Source organism: Sedimentibacter saalensis, assembly GCF_007830175.1.
Classification (GTDB): Bacteria; Bacillota; Clostridia; order Tissierellales; family Sedimentibacteraceae; genus Sedimentibacter; species Sedimentibacter saalensis.
The window spans coordinates 114,100-128,034 of the sequence record NZ_VLKH01000001.1 but is presented as its reverse complement, the minus strand read 5'-3'; the positions used below and the strand labels follow the sequence as shown (position 1 = coordinate 128,034).

12 protein-coding genes, 1 tRNA gene and 1 riboswitch are annotated in these 13,935 nt (G+C 34.1%); of the genes, 9 read left to right on the top strand and 4 right to left on the bottom strand.

The features are described from left to right. Window positions 1–24 precede the first annotated feature (24 nt). The 3 genes from LY60_RS00570 to LY60_RS00560 form a co-directional block, all read right to left on the bottom strand. The gene (locus LY60_RS00570) at window positions 25–1,386 is read right to left on the bottom strand and encodes a YjiH family protein (RefSeq protein WP_145078532.1); all 1,362 of its coding nucleotides are present in this window, start codon (window positions 1,384–1,386) and stop codon (window positions 25–27) included. Further along, window positions 1,376–2,560, bottom strand: coding sequence for a pyridoxal phosphate-dependent aminotransferase (locus LY60_RS00565; protein WP_145078529.1), 1,185 nt, complete (start codon window positions 2,558–2,560; stop codon window positions 1,376–1,378). The genes LY60_RS00570 and LY60_RS00565 overlap by 11 nt, the downstream gene beginning before the upstream one ends. A 308-nt stretch (window positions 2,561–2,868) precedes the next feature. Next, window positions 2,869–4,662 carry a DUF4153 domain-containing protein gene (locus LY60_RS00560; protein WP_145078526.1) on the bottom strand — a complete coding sequence of 598 codons (1,794 nt, stop codon included), beginning with the start codon at window positions 4,660–4,662 and terminating at the stop codon, window positions 2,869–2,871. Window positions 4,663–4,827: 165 nt separating this feature from the next. Between LY60_RS00560 and LY60_RS00555 the strand changes: the two genes are divergently transcribed. Continuing rightward, window positions 4,828–6,141 carry an HD domain-containing phosphohydrolase gene (locus LY60_RS00555; RefSeq protein ID WP_145078523.1) on the top strand — a complete coding sequence of 438 codons (1,314 nt, stop codon included), beginning with the start codon at window positions 4,828–4,830 and terminating at the stop codon, window positions 6,139–6,141. 21 nt (window positions 6,142–6,162) lie between these two features. Here the strand turns inward: LY60_RS00555 and LY60_RS00550 are convergent, their stop codons facing one another. Then, the gene (locus LY60_RS00550; protein ID WP_145078520.1) at window positions 6,163–6,720 is read right to left on the bottom strand and encodes an NADPH-dependent FMN reductase; all 558 of its coding nucleotides are present in this window, start codon (window positions 6,718–6,720) and stop codon (window positions 6,163–6,165) included. A gap of 174 nt (window positions 6,721–6,894) precedes the next feature. Here LY60_RS00550 and LY60_RS00545 point away from each other — a divergent pair, with 174 nt between their 5' ends. The 8 genes from LY60_RS00545 to LY60_RS00510 all read left to right on the top strand — a co-directional run bounded on the left by LY60_RS00545 (window position 6,895) and on the right by LY60_RS00510 (window position 13,914). Beyond that, window positions 6,895–7,767 (top strand): DegV family protein, encoded by an 873-nt coding sequence (locus LY60_RS00545; protein WP_145078518.1) that lies wholly within the window; start codon window positions 6,895–6,897, stop codon window positions 7,765–7,767. Between the two features lie 162 nt (window positions 7,768–7,929). After that, window positions 7,930–8,019 (top strand) — tRNA-Ser (locus tag LY60_RS00540). 225 nt (window positions 8,020–8,244) lie between these two features. Further along, window positions 8,245–8,328, top strand: a riboswitch (cyclic di-GMP riboswitch). 63 nt (window positions 8,329–8,391) lie between these two features. Next, the gene (locus LY60_RS00535) at window positions 8,392–10,086 is read left to right on the top strand and encodes a sensor histidine kinase (protein ID WP_145078515.1); all 1,695 of its coding nucleotides are present in this window, start codon (window positions 8,392–8,394) and stop codon (window positions 10,084–10,086) included. Then, the gene (locus LY60_RS00530) at window positions 10,083–10,721 is read left to right on the top strand and encodes a response regulator (protein ID WP_145078512.1); all 639 of its coding nucleotides are present in this window, start codon (window positions 10,083–10,085) and stop codon (window positions 10,719–10,721) included. Before LY60_RS00535 ends, LY60_RS00530 begins: the two co-directional genes overlap by 4 nt. Further along, window positions 10,709–11,284: a hypothetical protein gene (locus LY60_RS00525; protein ID WP_145078509.1), complete on the top strand. Its 576-nt coding sequence runs from the start codon at window positions 10,709–10,711 to the stop codon at window positions 11,282–11,284. The genes LY60_RS00530 and LY60_RS00525 overlap by 13 nt, the downstream gene beginning before the upstream one ends. A 19-nt stretch (window positions 11,285–11,303) precedes the next feature. Continuing rightward, complete coding sequence (locus LY60_RS00520) at window positions 11,304–11,753, top strand: hypothetical protein (protein WP_145078506.1); 450 nt, start codon at window positions 11,304–11,306, stop codon at window positions 11,751–11,753. Between the two features lie 36 nt (window positions 11,754–11,789). Next, the gene (locus LY60_RS00515; protein WP_145078503.1) at window positions 11,790–13,004 is read left to right on the top strand and encodes a signal peptidase I; all 1,215 of its coding nucleotides are present in this window, start codon (window positions 11,790–11,792) and stop codon (window positions 13,002–13,004) included. Window positions 13,005–13,158: 154 nt separating this feature from the next. After that, entirely contained in the window at window positions 13,159–13,914 is a 756-nt protein-coding gene (locus LY60_RS00510; RefSeq protein ID WP_145078500.1) for a hypothetical protein, read from the top strand. Window positions 13,915–13,935 lie beyond the last annotated feature (21 nt).

The window sequence follows — 13,935 nt, the reverse complement described above, 5'->3', positions numbered from 1 at the left end:
GCTGATTATACGAAACGCCTTCTATTATGCTATGCCGAATATGTTTGTGAGAAGAACTATAATAGGAAGGGCTATGATAGTTTTTTCAAGGAACAATATAAGCACTCCTTTGAAATCAACAGGCATTTTTGATGTAATTATAAGAGTTCCCACTTCTGTCATGTAAATTATTTGAACCAGTGACAATATTCCTATTATAAACCTTGTTTTTAAGGACACGATGTTTGCAGCAAGGACAGCAGGAAGGAACATATCTACAAATCCAACGATGGTTGCAGGAGCTGCAGCAAATGCTTCTTCTACACCAAGCATCTGCAGGTAGTATCCAAATGGTACTGAGAGCCAGTTAAATATGGGTGTGTAAGTAGCAAGTATGCAGGCGATGGTTCCAAAGGACATTACAAGAGGAGTGAGCTGGAATACAATGCCCATAAACATTTCAAATCCTTTGTTTAAAACACCCTTGGCATCTGGTGCTGTTGCGGCTCTTTCCACAGCAAGTTTCAGAGCCCATTGGGATTTTGTTATTCCTTGCGGTTCAACTTCATTTACCTGCTTGCCTACAGGAGCATAGTATTCATTGGGATATTTGCTCAAAGGCGGAATTCTTGTCATTATTACTACGCTCAATATTCCTGTTATTGTGAGTATTGCATAAAACGGAATGAACAGGTGTTCAACTTTTAAAAGTGCAGCAATAACAAGACAAAAAGGAAGAGATACTGCAGAAAAACATGTGGCAATTGTTATTGCTTCTCTGGCTGTGTAATATCCCTGTTCGTACTGTGTTGTTGTAAGAACAACTCCCACGTTGCAGTTTCCAACCCAGGATGCAAGAAGGTCAATTGCAGATCTGCCAGGAAGTTTGAAAAGAGGCTGAGTAAAATTTCTGACCAATGTTCCTGTGTAGTCCATAATGCCGAAATCCATCAAGAGAGGAATCAGAAATGATGCTGCAAAAAACCATGCAACCAGGGTTTTTAAAAGTGACAGCATTGTTCCACCTGTGTCGCCGGAAATCACGTACTCAGGTCCTACGTTAAAATAAACCATCAAAACAACCACAGCACCTATTATTTTAAAAAGCAGATAAAATGGGCTGGATGTAAAAAGTTTTGATAAAAGCTTGTTGTCAATAATTGCCTTAGGCTTAAGTAACGAAGTAATTGCTGTCATTATTGCAGATATCAGAATAAATATTGTTATTAAAGTTGGAGCAGCAGGAGCTATTAAGGCTGCCAGCCATTCGGATAAAATTCCTATTGGTATGTTTACGGAACCATTCCATGGCAGAGGGAAAAGAAATATAAAAACTCCAAGTGCTGATGGTATTGCAAATTTCATTATGCTTTTAGAATCTATTTTTGTTGTATTGTCATTGTTCATGATGTTCTCCTTTAATTTTAAAAATATCCATTTTTTCAATTCTGTCAAAAGCTTCCTTAAGCTTTTCAACACCAACGGTGCAGGCAAGTCTCAAATATCCTTCGCCGCAGTCTCCAAATGCAATTCCCGGTATTGTCAGAACATGAGCTTCCTTTAGTATTGCATCGCTTGCTTCTATTGAACTCAATCCTGTTTTTTTGATGTTTACAAACAGATAAAATGTTCCCTTGGGGCTTATAACAGACATGTTTGGTATGCGATTGATTCTGTCAGCTGCATAAAACACGCGGTCCTTGTATTCTTTTATTATTTCAGGCTGTATTTCTTTTCTGTTTCTCAAGGCATGAATGGCTCCTCTTTGAGAAATGGAAGGGGAAGTAAACACAAGATTTTCATTTATCTGCTGAATTACATTGATTATGTAGCCAGGTGCAATTATGTTTCCTATACGCCATCCGGTCATGGTGAAGTTCTTGGAGAAACTGTTTATTATTATTGTTCTTTCCTTCATGCCTTCAATAGATGCAATAGGAATGAATGGTTCGTTGAAGCTGAACGAAGTATAAATATCATCGGATATAACAATGAGGTCATACTTCACTGCAATGTCCCTGATGCTTTCAAGTGTTTGTCTTGACAGAATGTTGCCTGTGGGATTGCATGGGGAATTTATTATTATTGCTTTTGTTCTTTCATTGATTAATTTTTCAAGTTTATCAAAGCTTATTTGAAAATCATCTTCTTCATAGGTGGAAAGTTCCACGGGAATTCCTCTTGCCAGTTCAACCTGCTGATAGTAAGGAGTGAAGTATGGTGCCTGCAATATGACCTCATCGCCATCATCGAGAATTGCTTCAAGAACCAGGTACATTGCCAGACATCCGCTTGTTGTTACAAATATTTCTTTATCATGGACGTCAAGTGCATATTCTTCTTTGTAGAATTTTGCTATTTCGCATCTAAGTTCAGGGTCGCCTCTAAAATCCGTATACTTTGTGTGTCCCTGCCTAGCATCCTTAAATGCGTTATCAATTATGATGTTGTGAGTAATCAAATCAGGATCACCAAGGCTTAAATTGATTACATCATCGAAATTTTTAGCAAGTTCATCCACCTGGCCCATAGGTGTGGAGTTATTTTTCCAGTATCTTTTTGATATGAATTTGTTTTTCATTATACCTCCGTAAAGTTATATTAAGGTAAGACCTCTAATGTATAACTATTATAACATACCTTTATAAATACACAACTAATATTTTAAAAATTAAAAATATTTTTGAATACAAAAAGCACATCAGAATATTTCTGATGTGCTTCGGTTGATGACAAAGTTTAAATTTGGCGTTGTCATTCTGAGAGCTTGCTCGAAGAATCTCATGTTTTCAACAAAGATGAGATCCTTCACTATCGTTCAGGATGACAGTACCGAGGTTTGTCAATGGTCAGAGCACAATATTTCTGATGTGCTTATATGTTAAATTACTAAGGTATAGCTACAAATACGAAGATATTTCCATTAATGTTCATGTTGTCAGCTGTCAAGTCAACATTGAGTTCATTTATTATTACCTTCATTTTCATTGCTTTTGTTGTTCTGTTGACTGTTAAAACCTCAGGTGCCATGACTGCTTTTGAATCGCCTGCAAATTCTAAAAGACCGTCGATCAACTGCTTAAGAGAAACTTCAACTAAAGTTGCATTATTTTCATCGGATGCATAAATAATCAATTCGTTATCTATAAACTTTTGGTTTATGGTATAATTTTTACCGTCGAGATTTATGTCTCCGATTTTTACTTTTTCACTAGAGCTTGTGAAGATGTTCGCTTTTATAAATTGATCATATCCTTCAATATCCATCTGTTTGCTCACGTCAAGCATGGCGTACATGAATCTAGGTTCTTCCTCAGGCACATAGATTCCATACTGAGGGTTGAAACCGTAAATTTTGTCAAAGTTCCCGTAATAGGTGTTTTCTTTTGCATACTTTTCAGGGAAAAATTCAACGTCATCAAGATATCCCATCCTGAACATGTAATCTGTGATGCTGGTGATTTCATGTCTGTCCAGTACAGTCAGATCTGACTTTGGAATTATTTCATTGTTCTTTAGCATTTCATTCCTTGTAAGAATTTCCTCAAGCCTGGATTTTTGAGAGTTCATGGAAACAGTAAAGGCGTCCACGGGAGGAATGATTGATATGACAGCAAAACAAGCTGCAAGAAGAACAATCGCTCCGGGGTTTTTATTTTTTCTTAAAATCAGCATCAGCGCTCCTGTTATGGAGAATATTCCAAAGAGCACAACATAGTACCTTGACTCTGTTATTCCATATGCTTCAATTCGTATATATGAAGAAACAAGCTGCATTGCCACCAGTGGAATCAGCACATAGGGAAACACTTTTCTGAACATGACTACAAGACGGTTTGTAAGATTTGATCCAAGTATATAAATAACGTAGACTGCTGCTGAATAACCAAGCACCATTGGTCCCACCTGACCCACCGGCCAAACTCTTGTTGATAGAATCTTGATGAAGTATATTATCAGCACTATTGAAAATATTGAGATCAGAGGAATTGTAATATATGAAACCAGTATTTCCAAAACTCTTGGATACGTGTATGCTATTTCGCTTTTCTTTATGTCTTCTTCTTCCTGAGAATTAAACTTTGGAAGCAGAGACAAATAATAAACAGGAAGAAAAAATGTAAATACTATGTTTGCACTGTGGGCATATGCTTTGTAGTCCAGGTTGAACAAGAGAAGATCTATTGCTGAAACAATTGCAGCTATGCCTAAGAACATCACACCACTGTAAAGAACTGAAATAAATGCTGATTTGAAATGAGCCAAAAAAACATTTCCGAAATTCAGTCTATTTTTTGATGATTGAATGTAAAGTGTTGCTGCAAATACAGCAAAAACAATTACAAACAAGTGCACGACCATTGACTGCGATGTGCTTCCATCAGTCATGAACAAGTAATATGCTGCTGTAGAAACAAATGAAAGTATATTTAACATGAGAGAATATTTTTTTAAATTGTTGAAACGTTCAACTGCAAACTGAAGCCCAATGGACAAAAAAGCTCCGAAAATACAAGAAAAGGCAATTCTTGCAAGAATGTTGTCATCAAAGTGGTTGCCTTGTATTTCGGTGAAAACTATTGATGTTGTTGTGACTAAAAACAATATGGCTGCAGGGAACCTGGCCACAGTCGATTTTAAATTTGCAGATGTTGTGTTTATAAAATTCTTTATTTTGCTCATGTGATCACCTTGTACAAAGAATTTTGCACATTCCTTTCATTTGTCTAGACGTAAGTTATTCTAAATTGTTCCCTATACATCTAAACATATTTGTAGTCAGTGATTAAATTTATCTTTTAAGTGCCGATATTTAATATAGGTTTAAAATAAAAAAGGACAAAAGTGATGAATAAAACAGAAAACGGGTTGCGAAAATACATAACAGAGCCCATAAATCATTTAATAAATAATGTAATAAGAATTGAAAAACAAAACAATGGAATTTCACATAATGTGAAAATGGAACTTAATCCGGTTATTCGGGAATTAGAATCAAACATCAGCAAATTAGACAAGCTGGTGGTTCTCATAGAAAACATGAGCAAAAAAATTTCTTTTGAAGGAATTCTTGAATATATCTACATGAATTTTACTGAATTTATTCCATATTCCCACATTGGAATTGCCCTTCTTAAAGAAGACGGTAAATTGCTTGAAGCTTCTTTCGGTATTTCAGCACCATTTTTAAGCGATCTTCCAAAAAGGATGATGGGAATAAAGGCAGAAATAAGCAGCACAAGCCTTGAAAATATTGTAAAAAATGGTACGCCGAGAGTAATTAACGACCTGAAGAGTTATACAACTCACAAAGACACAGAATACAACAAGATATTGCTTGAAGCAGGAATTAAATCCTCAATAACACTTCCTCTTAAAATAAACGATAAACCCATAGGAATAATATTTTTTTCAAGCACTGAAAAAAATATATACAAGGAAGAACACATTGTATTTCTTGAAACACTTTCAAGCAGCATTGCATTAAGTTTAAATAAAAATATTTTCATAGATGAAATGCTTTACAGCACTTTGCTTGCACTTACAAAAATGGCTGAAGCAAGAGATGAGGATACAGGTGATCATCTTGACAGGATGACGGCTTATGCTGTTAAGATATCTGAATTTTTAATGGAAGACAGATGTTTTGAAGATATTATCGACGTGTCATTCTTAAAAAATATTGAACGATTCAGCCCAATGCATGACATAGGAAAAGTTGGAGTGAAGGATGGAATTTTACTGAAGCCCGGAAAACTTACAGCTGAAGAATATGATGAAATGAAAAAACATGTTGCTTATGGTGTCGAGGTTTTAAGAAGTGCAGAAAGCAACATTGCTAAATTAAGCTACAGCATGTTTCAGATGGGTATAGAGATTGTGGAAGGACATCACGAAAAGTGGAATGGAACAGGGTATCCCGGACAAAAATCAGGAAGAGACATACCATTAAGTGCAAGGATTGTTGCAGTTGCAGATGTATTTGATGCTCTCACAAGCAAGCGTCCATACAAGAAGCAATTTTCTTTTGATGAAAGTTTCAACTATATAGTAGATGAAAGAGGAAGTCATTTTGATCCGGAAATCATTGATTCTTTCATACGTCACAAGACAGAATTTTACGATTTATACAAGAGTTTTGAAAGCAACAGGCAAGCTTGAACTAAGCTTGCCTGATATAGTTTATTTTCTTAAAGTTTTTAAAGCACCGCTCCAGGCTATTACCTGGTTAAAAACATCATTAACTTCATTTTCATGTCGTGGGTCCGGTTTGAACACGCTCATGTTTTCAAAATCTGTGAACAATGAAAGCATTACCTGGGCTCTTACATCTGCCATTTGGAGCTCTGCTGCAACCTGCCTTAAGTGCTCTGCTGCTCTGGCACCTCCTGCACTTCCATAGCTGACTATTCCGCAGGCTTTGTTGTTCCATTCAACTGACAAAAAGTCTATTGCATTTTTTAATGCCCCTGGAATGCTGTGGTTATACTCAGCCGTAACAAACACGAAACCATCAAATTCCTTGATTTTTGCAGACCATTTTTTTGTGTGGTCCTTTGTATACTGCTGCATCATTGCAGGATATGGCTCGTCATAAAGCGGTAAATCATAATCCTTTATATCCACCAGCTCAAACTGAGCATCCTCACGTTTCTTTGCTATATCATAAACCCACTTTGCAACAGCTTCACCGTTGCGTCCCGGTTTTGTGCTTCCTAAAATTATACCTATTTTATTCATTTATTCCTCCTGAATTATATATGTTATCTTATTTAAGTTTTTAACTACTTATGTTGTATAGATACCCTGAAATAACAAGAACGAAACATAAATTTTTATCTGTTGAAAATAATATTACAATATGCTAATATTATCCTGATACTTAAAATGCGAATACAGAAGGGGAATATAAACATGAGAAATTATGTAATTTTTACAGAATCAACTGCAGACCTTCCGATTGATATAATTGAAGAACTAGACATTAAGGTTATACCCATGGTTTTTGGTTTTGAAAATGAAAGTTATGTGGATTATCCTGACCACAGGGAGCTGGATATAAAGGTTTTTTACGAAAGACTGAAAAATGGAGAGCGTTCAACAACAGCTCTGGTGAATTCAAAAACATTTGAAGAGCATTTTTCACCTGAACTGGAAAAAGGAAATGACATATTGTACCTTGGTTTTTCATCAGGACTGAGCGGCACTTACCAGGCATCTCTCATTGCTTCCGAAGAACTTAAAGAAAAATATCCTGAATCAGTTATAAAATGTGTAGACACCAAAAGCGCCAACATAGGACAAGGGCTGTTGGTATATTCTGCTGCAAAACTTAAAAGAGACGGATATTCACTGGATCAGGTTCATGATTGGGCAATTGAAAATATTCCGCACACATGCCACTGGTTTACTGTTGACGATCTTAACCATTTAAAAAGAGGCGGCAGAATCAGCGCCGTAAAAGCAACTATAGGAACTGCATTGAATGTGAAGCCAATTCTTCACGTGGACGATGACGGAATGCTTATGGCTGTTGACAATGTAAGGGGAAGAAAAAAATCTCTGGGAGCACTTCTTGACAAAATGACAGAAACATGCGTGAGCCCGGAAGGACAGACCATATTCATCGGCCACTGCGACTGTCTGGAAGATGCAGAATATCTGGCTAAAATGGTCAGAGAAAATTTCAGTGTAAAAGAAATTATTATCAACGACATAGGTCCTATAATTGGTTCGCACCTGGGCCAGGGCGGAATAACTTTGTTCTTCTTCGGAACAAAGAGATAAAAACAGGAAGTAAATCGAGAGAGCTATGGCTCTCTCAGACTTTTGACAAACTATGATGCTGTAATCTTAACGATAGTGAATGATCTCATCTTGTTTACCTTAAAAAACCATTGACATATGACGATGGTTTAGGATATAATTACTTTTGCTGTAAGGCACTGTGGAGAGATGTCCGAGTGGTTTAAGGAGCACGCCTGGAAAGCGTGTATACGGGAAACTGTATCGGGGGTTCGAATCCCCCTTTCTCCGCCAAAATGAAATTTAAATAATATAATGTAAAATACCCGCAATCCTTTAGGAGGCGGGTTTTTGTTTTTAGGAAATATTGTTGTAAAAGCTTTATTCTTTAGATGTATTTCGACAAAATGTTGTAAAAGAAGCTAAAATTATACCCCAATTATTTTTTAAAATTTAATAAGTTGAACTTAAATAACATATTACGACAATTTGTAACTATTACAGTTGCTATAATAAAAAATATTATTGCGATGCTGTGATGTATGTTCTAAAACTGGGCACCTGGGACATGTGGAGCAAGTGGTGCAACCGACCAACTAATTTAGTTGGTTTTATTATGTTCAAAATAAATCAGCAAAGAAAAATATCTTTAGTAAGGTGATTGTATTGAATACAAAATTATTAAAAAATAGTTTAACTTTTTTTAAGGATAAGTCAGATGAATCAAAGATATTGGTTTCTTATAGATTTATATCGTTTATTATAACATCTGTTTTTTATTTTTTAAATAATCAAGGACATGACTTTATAAGAAAAATTGTCATTATTGGGTGTATTTTTGTTTCATCGGTGATTTTATCTTACTTGTATCCAATATACGAAAAGTCGCAAAAAAGCATTAAAATTTTACTTGTTATTGAAATTGTGGGCAATACATTGCTTTTGGTGCCGACGGGTGGAATTAACAGCCCATTCATTTGGTATAGTTTAAATGCAATTTTAATAAGCGTTGTATTTTTGAAAAAGGGTTTTGGCTGGGTGATTTTTTTAATATACCTTTTATGTTATGGAATAATCATGAAATATTTTACAAATAATAGCACATACGTTCCGGAATCTATAATTAAAGACTCTAATCTTTTATTAAGTTTTATCATGATAGTTGCTGCTTTTCAAGTCATAGTAATTTCCATTAATAAGACTAAAGAAACAAGCAAAAATCTTGAAGAAACTAATATTCAGCTAAAAACAGCAAATGTCAGGATACTTGAATCCCTGGATCATATTAAGGAATTATATGAATCAGTAAGTATTTTAACTAATCAAGGAAATCGAGAAGGGATAATAAAACTTTCATTTGATCACATTAAAAGAATTACTAAAACAAAAGTTGTATTTTACTATGACATAACAGCTGAGTATAACAAAATGCTTTCATCTGATGAAAATTACCATAATTTAAGCTCAATTGAAGAACATATATTAAAAGACATGGACAATATTGAATTTAATGTTCCATATGAGTTATGTGTGTGCGATGCTAACTTTTTAATTATGCATGTTGGAAACAACTATTCAACATACGGTTTGCTGGGAATGGAAATTACAACAAATCAAGAAAGTATAATTTATGAAAACAGTGCTTATCAGCTGCAATTTTTATCTGAACTTCTGTCTAATGCATTTGAACGATTAACTTTAGAAGAAGTTAATGACAGATTGCTTATTTCAGAAGAACAAAACAGAATAGCCAATGAGATACATGACAGCGTGTTACAAAGACTTTTTAGTTTATCCTGCGGAATGTTTTCAACAATAAAAAATTTAAATTCTTATAAAGTAAAAGATATTGAAGAAGATTTAAATGTTTACAGAAATACTATTGATTTAACAATGAAAGAACTTAGAGATAAAATATATGGACTTAGCTGGAAGAAGACGGGAAGCAGCAGTTTTAGTGCAGACGTAAAAAGATATGTTGATGACATAAAAAAATTTAATAATGTCAGCATTCCATTCAGCATTTATGGAAGTTTGGAAATTCTTACAACAGAACAAAAGAAAGCACTATATAGAATGATTTGTGAAGGATTAGGAAATGCAGTTCGGCATGGCAAAGCAAAAAATATTGAAATTATATTGGATATTTCTGCTGAAAGAACATTTCTCAGCATTATTGATGACGGAGTAGGTTTCGATACAAAAGAGGTGATACCGAGTTCGACAAGTGGATTAGGGTTACAAAATCTTCAACAGTTATCAAAAATTTTACATGGAGAAATAAATATAGAAAGTATGAATGGAACTAAATTGACAATTTCATTTCCAAATATGCTATTGAAAGGAGAAGCTGCAATATGAACGTACTGGTTGTAGATGATCATCCATTGGTGAGAAAAGGAATTTCAACAACACTTTCATGTGATGAAGATATTGATGTGGTAATGGAAGCCTCATGCATAGATGAAGCACTTTCATTAATTAATTCTAAAAAACCAAATTTAGCTATTGTTGATTTAAATTTGGGCAAGGAAGATGGATTGGAAATAATAAAAAGATCTAAAGTCAAGGGAACAACTACTAAATTTTTAATATTTACTTCATCTGTAAAAAAGGAAGATTTCATCAGGTCAGAAGAAGAAGGTGTGGATGGTTACATACTAAAGGATGCCTTTTCTGAAGATATACTGTATGCAATTCATATTGTTCTAAGAGGGAGGAAGTTCATTGATCCAGAAATCACGAAATACCAGGTGGAAAGTACATTATCTGACAGTTTTACAGAACTGACGCCCAGAGAATATGATGTGTTAGTTGAAATTGGCAAAGGATTAAGCAATGGAGAAATAGCAAATAAATTATTTATATCTGAACACACAGTAAAAAAACATGTCAGCAGTATATTATTAAAACTTCAATTGAGTCATAGAACACAAGCAGCATTGCTTGTTAATCAAGCAGTCAATCTTTATGGGGGTATGGTATGCGTAAAATAAAATTGCTAAGAAAAAAATTCATTTTTATATGTATTATTTTTTCAATGAGCATAACAGGGGTTGGTTATGCTGCTTGGAATGATGATGCAGCAATTAATTTATCTTATAAAACAGGCTTTATTGATCCGGTTTTCATAATGGATAGTTCAGAATCTATTATAACTGTAAAGAATGGAGCATTATCATTAACCCCATCTCAGAATGGCAATACATTGATTGTCAAAGGTGAAGTTTATCCTGATTTTAATGAAAATATATTGGTGAAAATAATGGATGATGGCACAATACCAACTGTTTTTAATGAATTATCTGAAAAAAAGGGCAATGTTTCAGAATTAAATATCAACAAAAATATCAATAAGAATACAGAATCTTATACACTGAATATCAGTCCGAATAATGATGAAGAATTAATGCAGTTATATGAATCATTCTCCACCTTTAATGAAGAATCTTCAAGTCTGGAGCAGCAAATAGAAATACTTAGGGAAAAAATAAATTATTATAGCAAAGAAAGAAAATATGAATTTGAGTACAAACTAAGTTTCGAACAAGGTTTATAAATATGGTGCTGGAGGATATATGAAAAGTAAATTATTGATAATTTTTATTTCAATATTTGTTTCTGTAACATTATTGACAGTTGGATATGGTTTTTGGGTAAAAGATTTACACATTATAGGCAGTATAAATGTAGTTCCGGATCCTGAAAAACTGGAAGCGATGAAAATGCAGCTTGAAGAATTGGAAAGTGAGTTAGAATTACAAAAATCCTTTGAAGAACAACAAAGAATACTTGAAGAGCAAAAATTACTTGAAGAACAAAAAGTAATTGAAGAGCAAATGATTTTAAACCAAAATCAAGGTGCAGTTACAGAGCCGGAAACTAATAATACAATTATTGATAATTCAAACAGTGAAACAATTGATTATGGCAATGAATCTGAAGAAAAAGACATAGAAACAGAAAAATCAAGTGCTGAACCACAAGAGTCAAGCATTGAACCTGGCAGCACAGCCAATAATAATTAACAGCTAAATATATTATATAACAAAAAGAGGACGAGCATGTTATCTTCCGGCAAATATCTGCCTACAAGAATTTCGGTTTTAAATAGTAGTCTTGTTATAGGAACAGTAATAATTATATATGTTTTAGATAATTATTCAGCAAAATTAAATATATACCGTTCAATTGCTGCAAATATTATAGAGCCATTATTATGGGTTGGCATATCTTTTTATGTCTGGAGATTGCCAAGCATAAAATCAAAAGCAAAGCTAAGACATAAAAAATTCATTTATACTTGGTCTTTTATTTATGGAATTGCTTTTATTCTTATAAATTTATTTGCCGGTTTTTTTGATGGATTAGGGAAAAGTCCATATAATCATAGTCTAGAGGGCATTCTTATTAATTTTATAACAGTTGGATCATGTTTGATCGGGAGAGAATTTATAAGAAACTATCTTATCAACAGTGCTGTTAAGAAAGAAAATTACCTAATTTTTATTGTTGTTGCTTTTTGTATGACTGTTACAACATTTTCAATAAATAAATATGTTGCACAGAATAGATTGGAAAGTGCCGTAATGTTTTTAGCAGAATATTTTGCGCCTGAATTTTCACATAATTTACTTGCTTCATACCTGGTTTATTTAGGAGGACCTGCTTCATCGATCATATACCTTGGCATTACTCAATTGTTTCATTGGATGTCACCTGTGCTTCCAAATTTGAAATGGATTAATTCAGCTCTGATAGGAATTCTGTGCCCGGTTTTCTTTTTAATGTCATTGCAGTCTTCCTATGCAAGTCATTCTAAAGAAAAAAAGAAATATCATAATGAAGATGAAGATCTGCTCAGCTGGATTGTAACAAGTGTTGTTTCCATATTGATTATATGGTTTTCTGTTGGAGTTTTTCCCATTTATCCGTCAGTTATAATTACCGGAAGCATGGAACCGCAAATAAAACCAGGTGATGTAATTTTAGTAAAAAAAATAACTGCCATGGAAGACATAGAAAAACTTTCAATAAATGATGTAATACAGTTTCAAAGAGATGGTGTCTTAATTTCTCACAGAATAATAGAAATTAAAAAAGATGATAAAGGACTTGTATATAAAACCAAGGGTGATAACAACTCAGGAGCTGACGTGGAATTAGTCCATCCTCAGGATATTAAGGGAACAATTAAATATAATGTTCCTAAAGTTGGATGGCTGACTCTTTTAATAAAAAGTGATAAGGAAATACCCATAGAAGAAATAGTATTTTAATGGTACTTAAGTAGCAGTCAATGGTAATGAAGATTTAGAAACATGGCACTTAAATACAAAATAAAAGTATACCTTAGCGTGTAGAAAGAAATTATGCACAACTATATAATTTAGTTATACCGTAAAGGTTAACAAATTATAAGGAGAGTGCAAAATGAAAAAAACTAAATTAATTGCATTGACAATGGTAGTTGCAATTATGATGATGGGTGCAGGATATGCAATTTGGTCAGATCAGGTATTTTTGACCACAAAGGTAAGTACAGGTAACTTTGATATGACAATTGACAAAATTACTACCAGAACAGGTGATAATGAAAAACAAAATGAACAACATAATCCTATGTGGCATTCGTATGACTGGACAAATCTGGTTAGGGCAGAAAAATTAAATGCCAACGAAGCAATAGTAGAGTTCAGTGACATGTATCCGGGCGGAGTAGTACAGGTTGATATGACTATGGTTAATAATGGATCCATTCCTGCAGTTTTAAAAGATGTAAAAGTTGAATACTTAAGCGGAAATCAAGAATTATTCAATTTATTGAGAGCTCAGACTTCATGGAAGGCTGATATAGATGGTGACGGAGATCAGGATGCTTGGCAACATGTTGAATGGAATAAGGATCCTTGGTATAAACTTCCTGCAGCACTTAAGGCATTAGTTGCTAATACAAAATCTAACAATTTAGTAATTGAACCAAACGGATGGTTTGCTCTTGGAGATGGTACTGAAGATGGATGCATAAAATTCAAATTAGACCCAAGTGCCGGAAATGAATTCCAAAAACAAGCAGTTAGATTTAAAATCACATTTGACTGGGAACAATGGGCTTCAGATCCTAATGCAAACGGCTATGATAATTATGGCGGAGACGGAGAAATTCCGGGTATTGTTGGTCAAGAGTAGCCTCAATAGAATAATGTAAAC

What these genes read in the sequence shown, in the direction of transcription:
- LY60_RS00570 (WP_145078532.1), bottom strand. Translation starts at nt 1,386, where the DNA reads ATGAACAATGACAATACAACAAAAATAGATTCTAAAAGCATAATGAAA.
- LY60_RS00565 (WP_145078529.1), bottom strand. Translation starts at nt 2,560, where the DNA reads ATGAAAAACAAATTCATATCAAAAAGATACTGGAAAAATAACTCCACA.
- LY60_RS00560 (WP_145078526.1), bottom strand. Translation starts at nt 4,662, where the DNA reads ATGAGCAAAATAAAGAATTTTATAAACACAACATCTGCAAATTTAAAA.
- LY60_RS00555 (WP_145078523.1), top strand. Translation starts at nt 4,828, where the DNA reads ATGAATAAAACAGAAAACGGGTTGCGAAAATACATAACAGAGCCCATA.
- LY60_RS00550 (WP_145078520.1), bottom strand. Translation starts at nt 6,720, where the DNA reads ATGAATAAAATAGGTATAATTTTAGGAAGCACAAAACCGGGACGCAAC.
- LY60_RS00545 (WP_145078518.1), top strand. Translation starts at nt 6,895, where the DNA reads ATGAGAAATTATGTAATTTTTACAGAATCAACTGCAGACCTTCCGATT.
- LY60_RS00530 (WP_145078512.1), top strand. Translation starts at nt 10,083, where the DNA reads ATGAACGTACTGGTTGTAGATGATCATCCATTGGTGAGAAAAGGAATT.
- LY60_RS00525 (WP_145078509.1), top strand. Translation starts at nt 10,709, where the DNA reads ATGCGTAAAATAAAATTGCTAAGAAAAAAATTCATTTTTATATGTATT.
- LY60_RS00520 (WP_145078506.1), top strand. Translation starts at nt 11,304, where the DNA reads ATGAAAAGTAAATTATTGATAATTTTTATTTCAATATTTGTTTCTGTA.
- LY60_RS00515 (WP_145078503.1), top strand. Translation starts at nt 11,790, where the DNA reads ATGTTATCTTCCGGCAAATATCTGCCTACAAGAATTTCGGTTTTAAAT.
- LY60_RS00510 (WP_145078500.1), top strand. Translation starts at nt 13,159, where the DNA reads ATGAAAAAAACTAAATTAATTGCATTGACAATGGTAGTTGCAATTATG.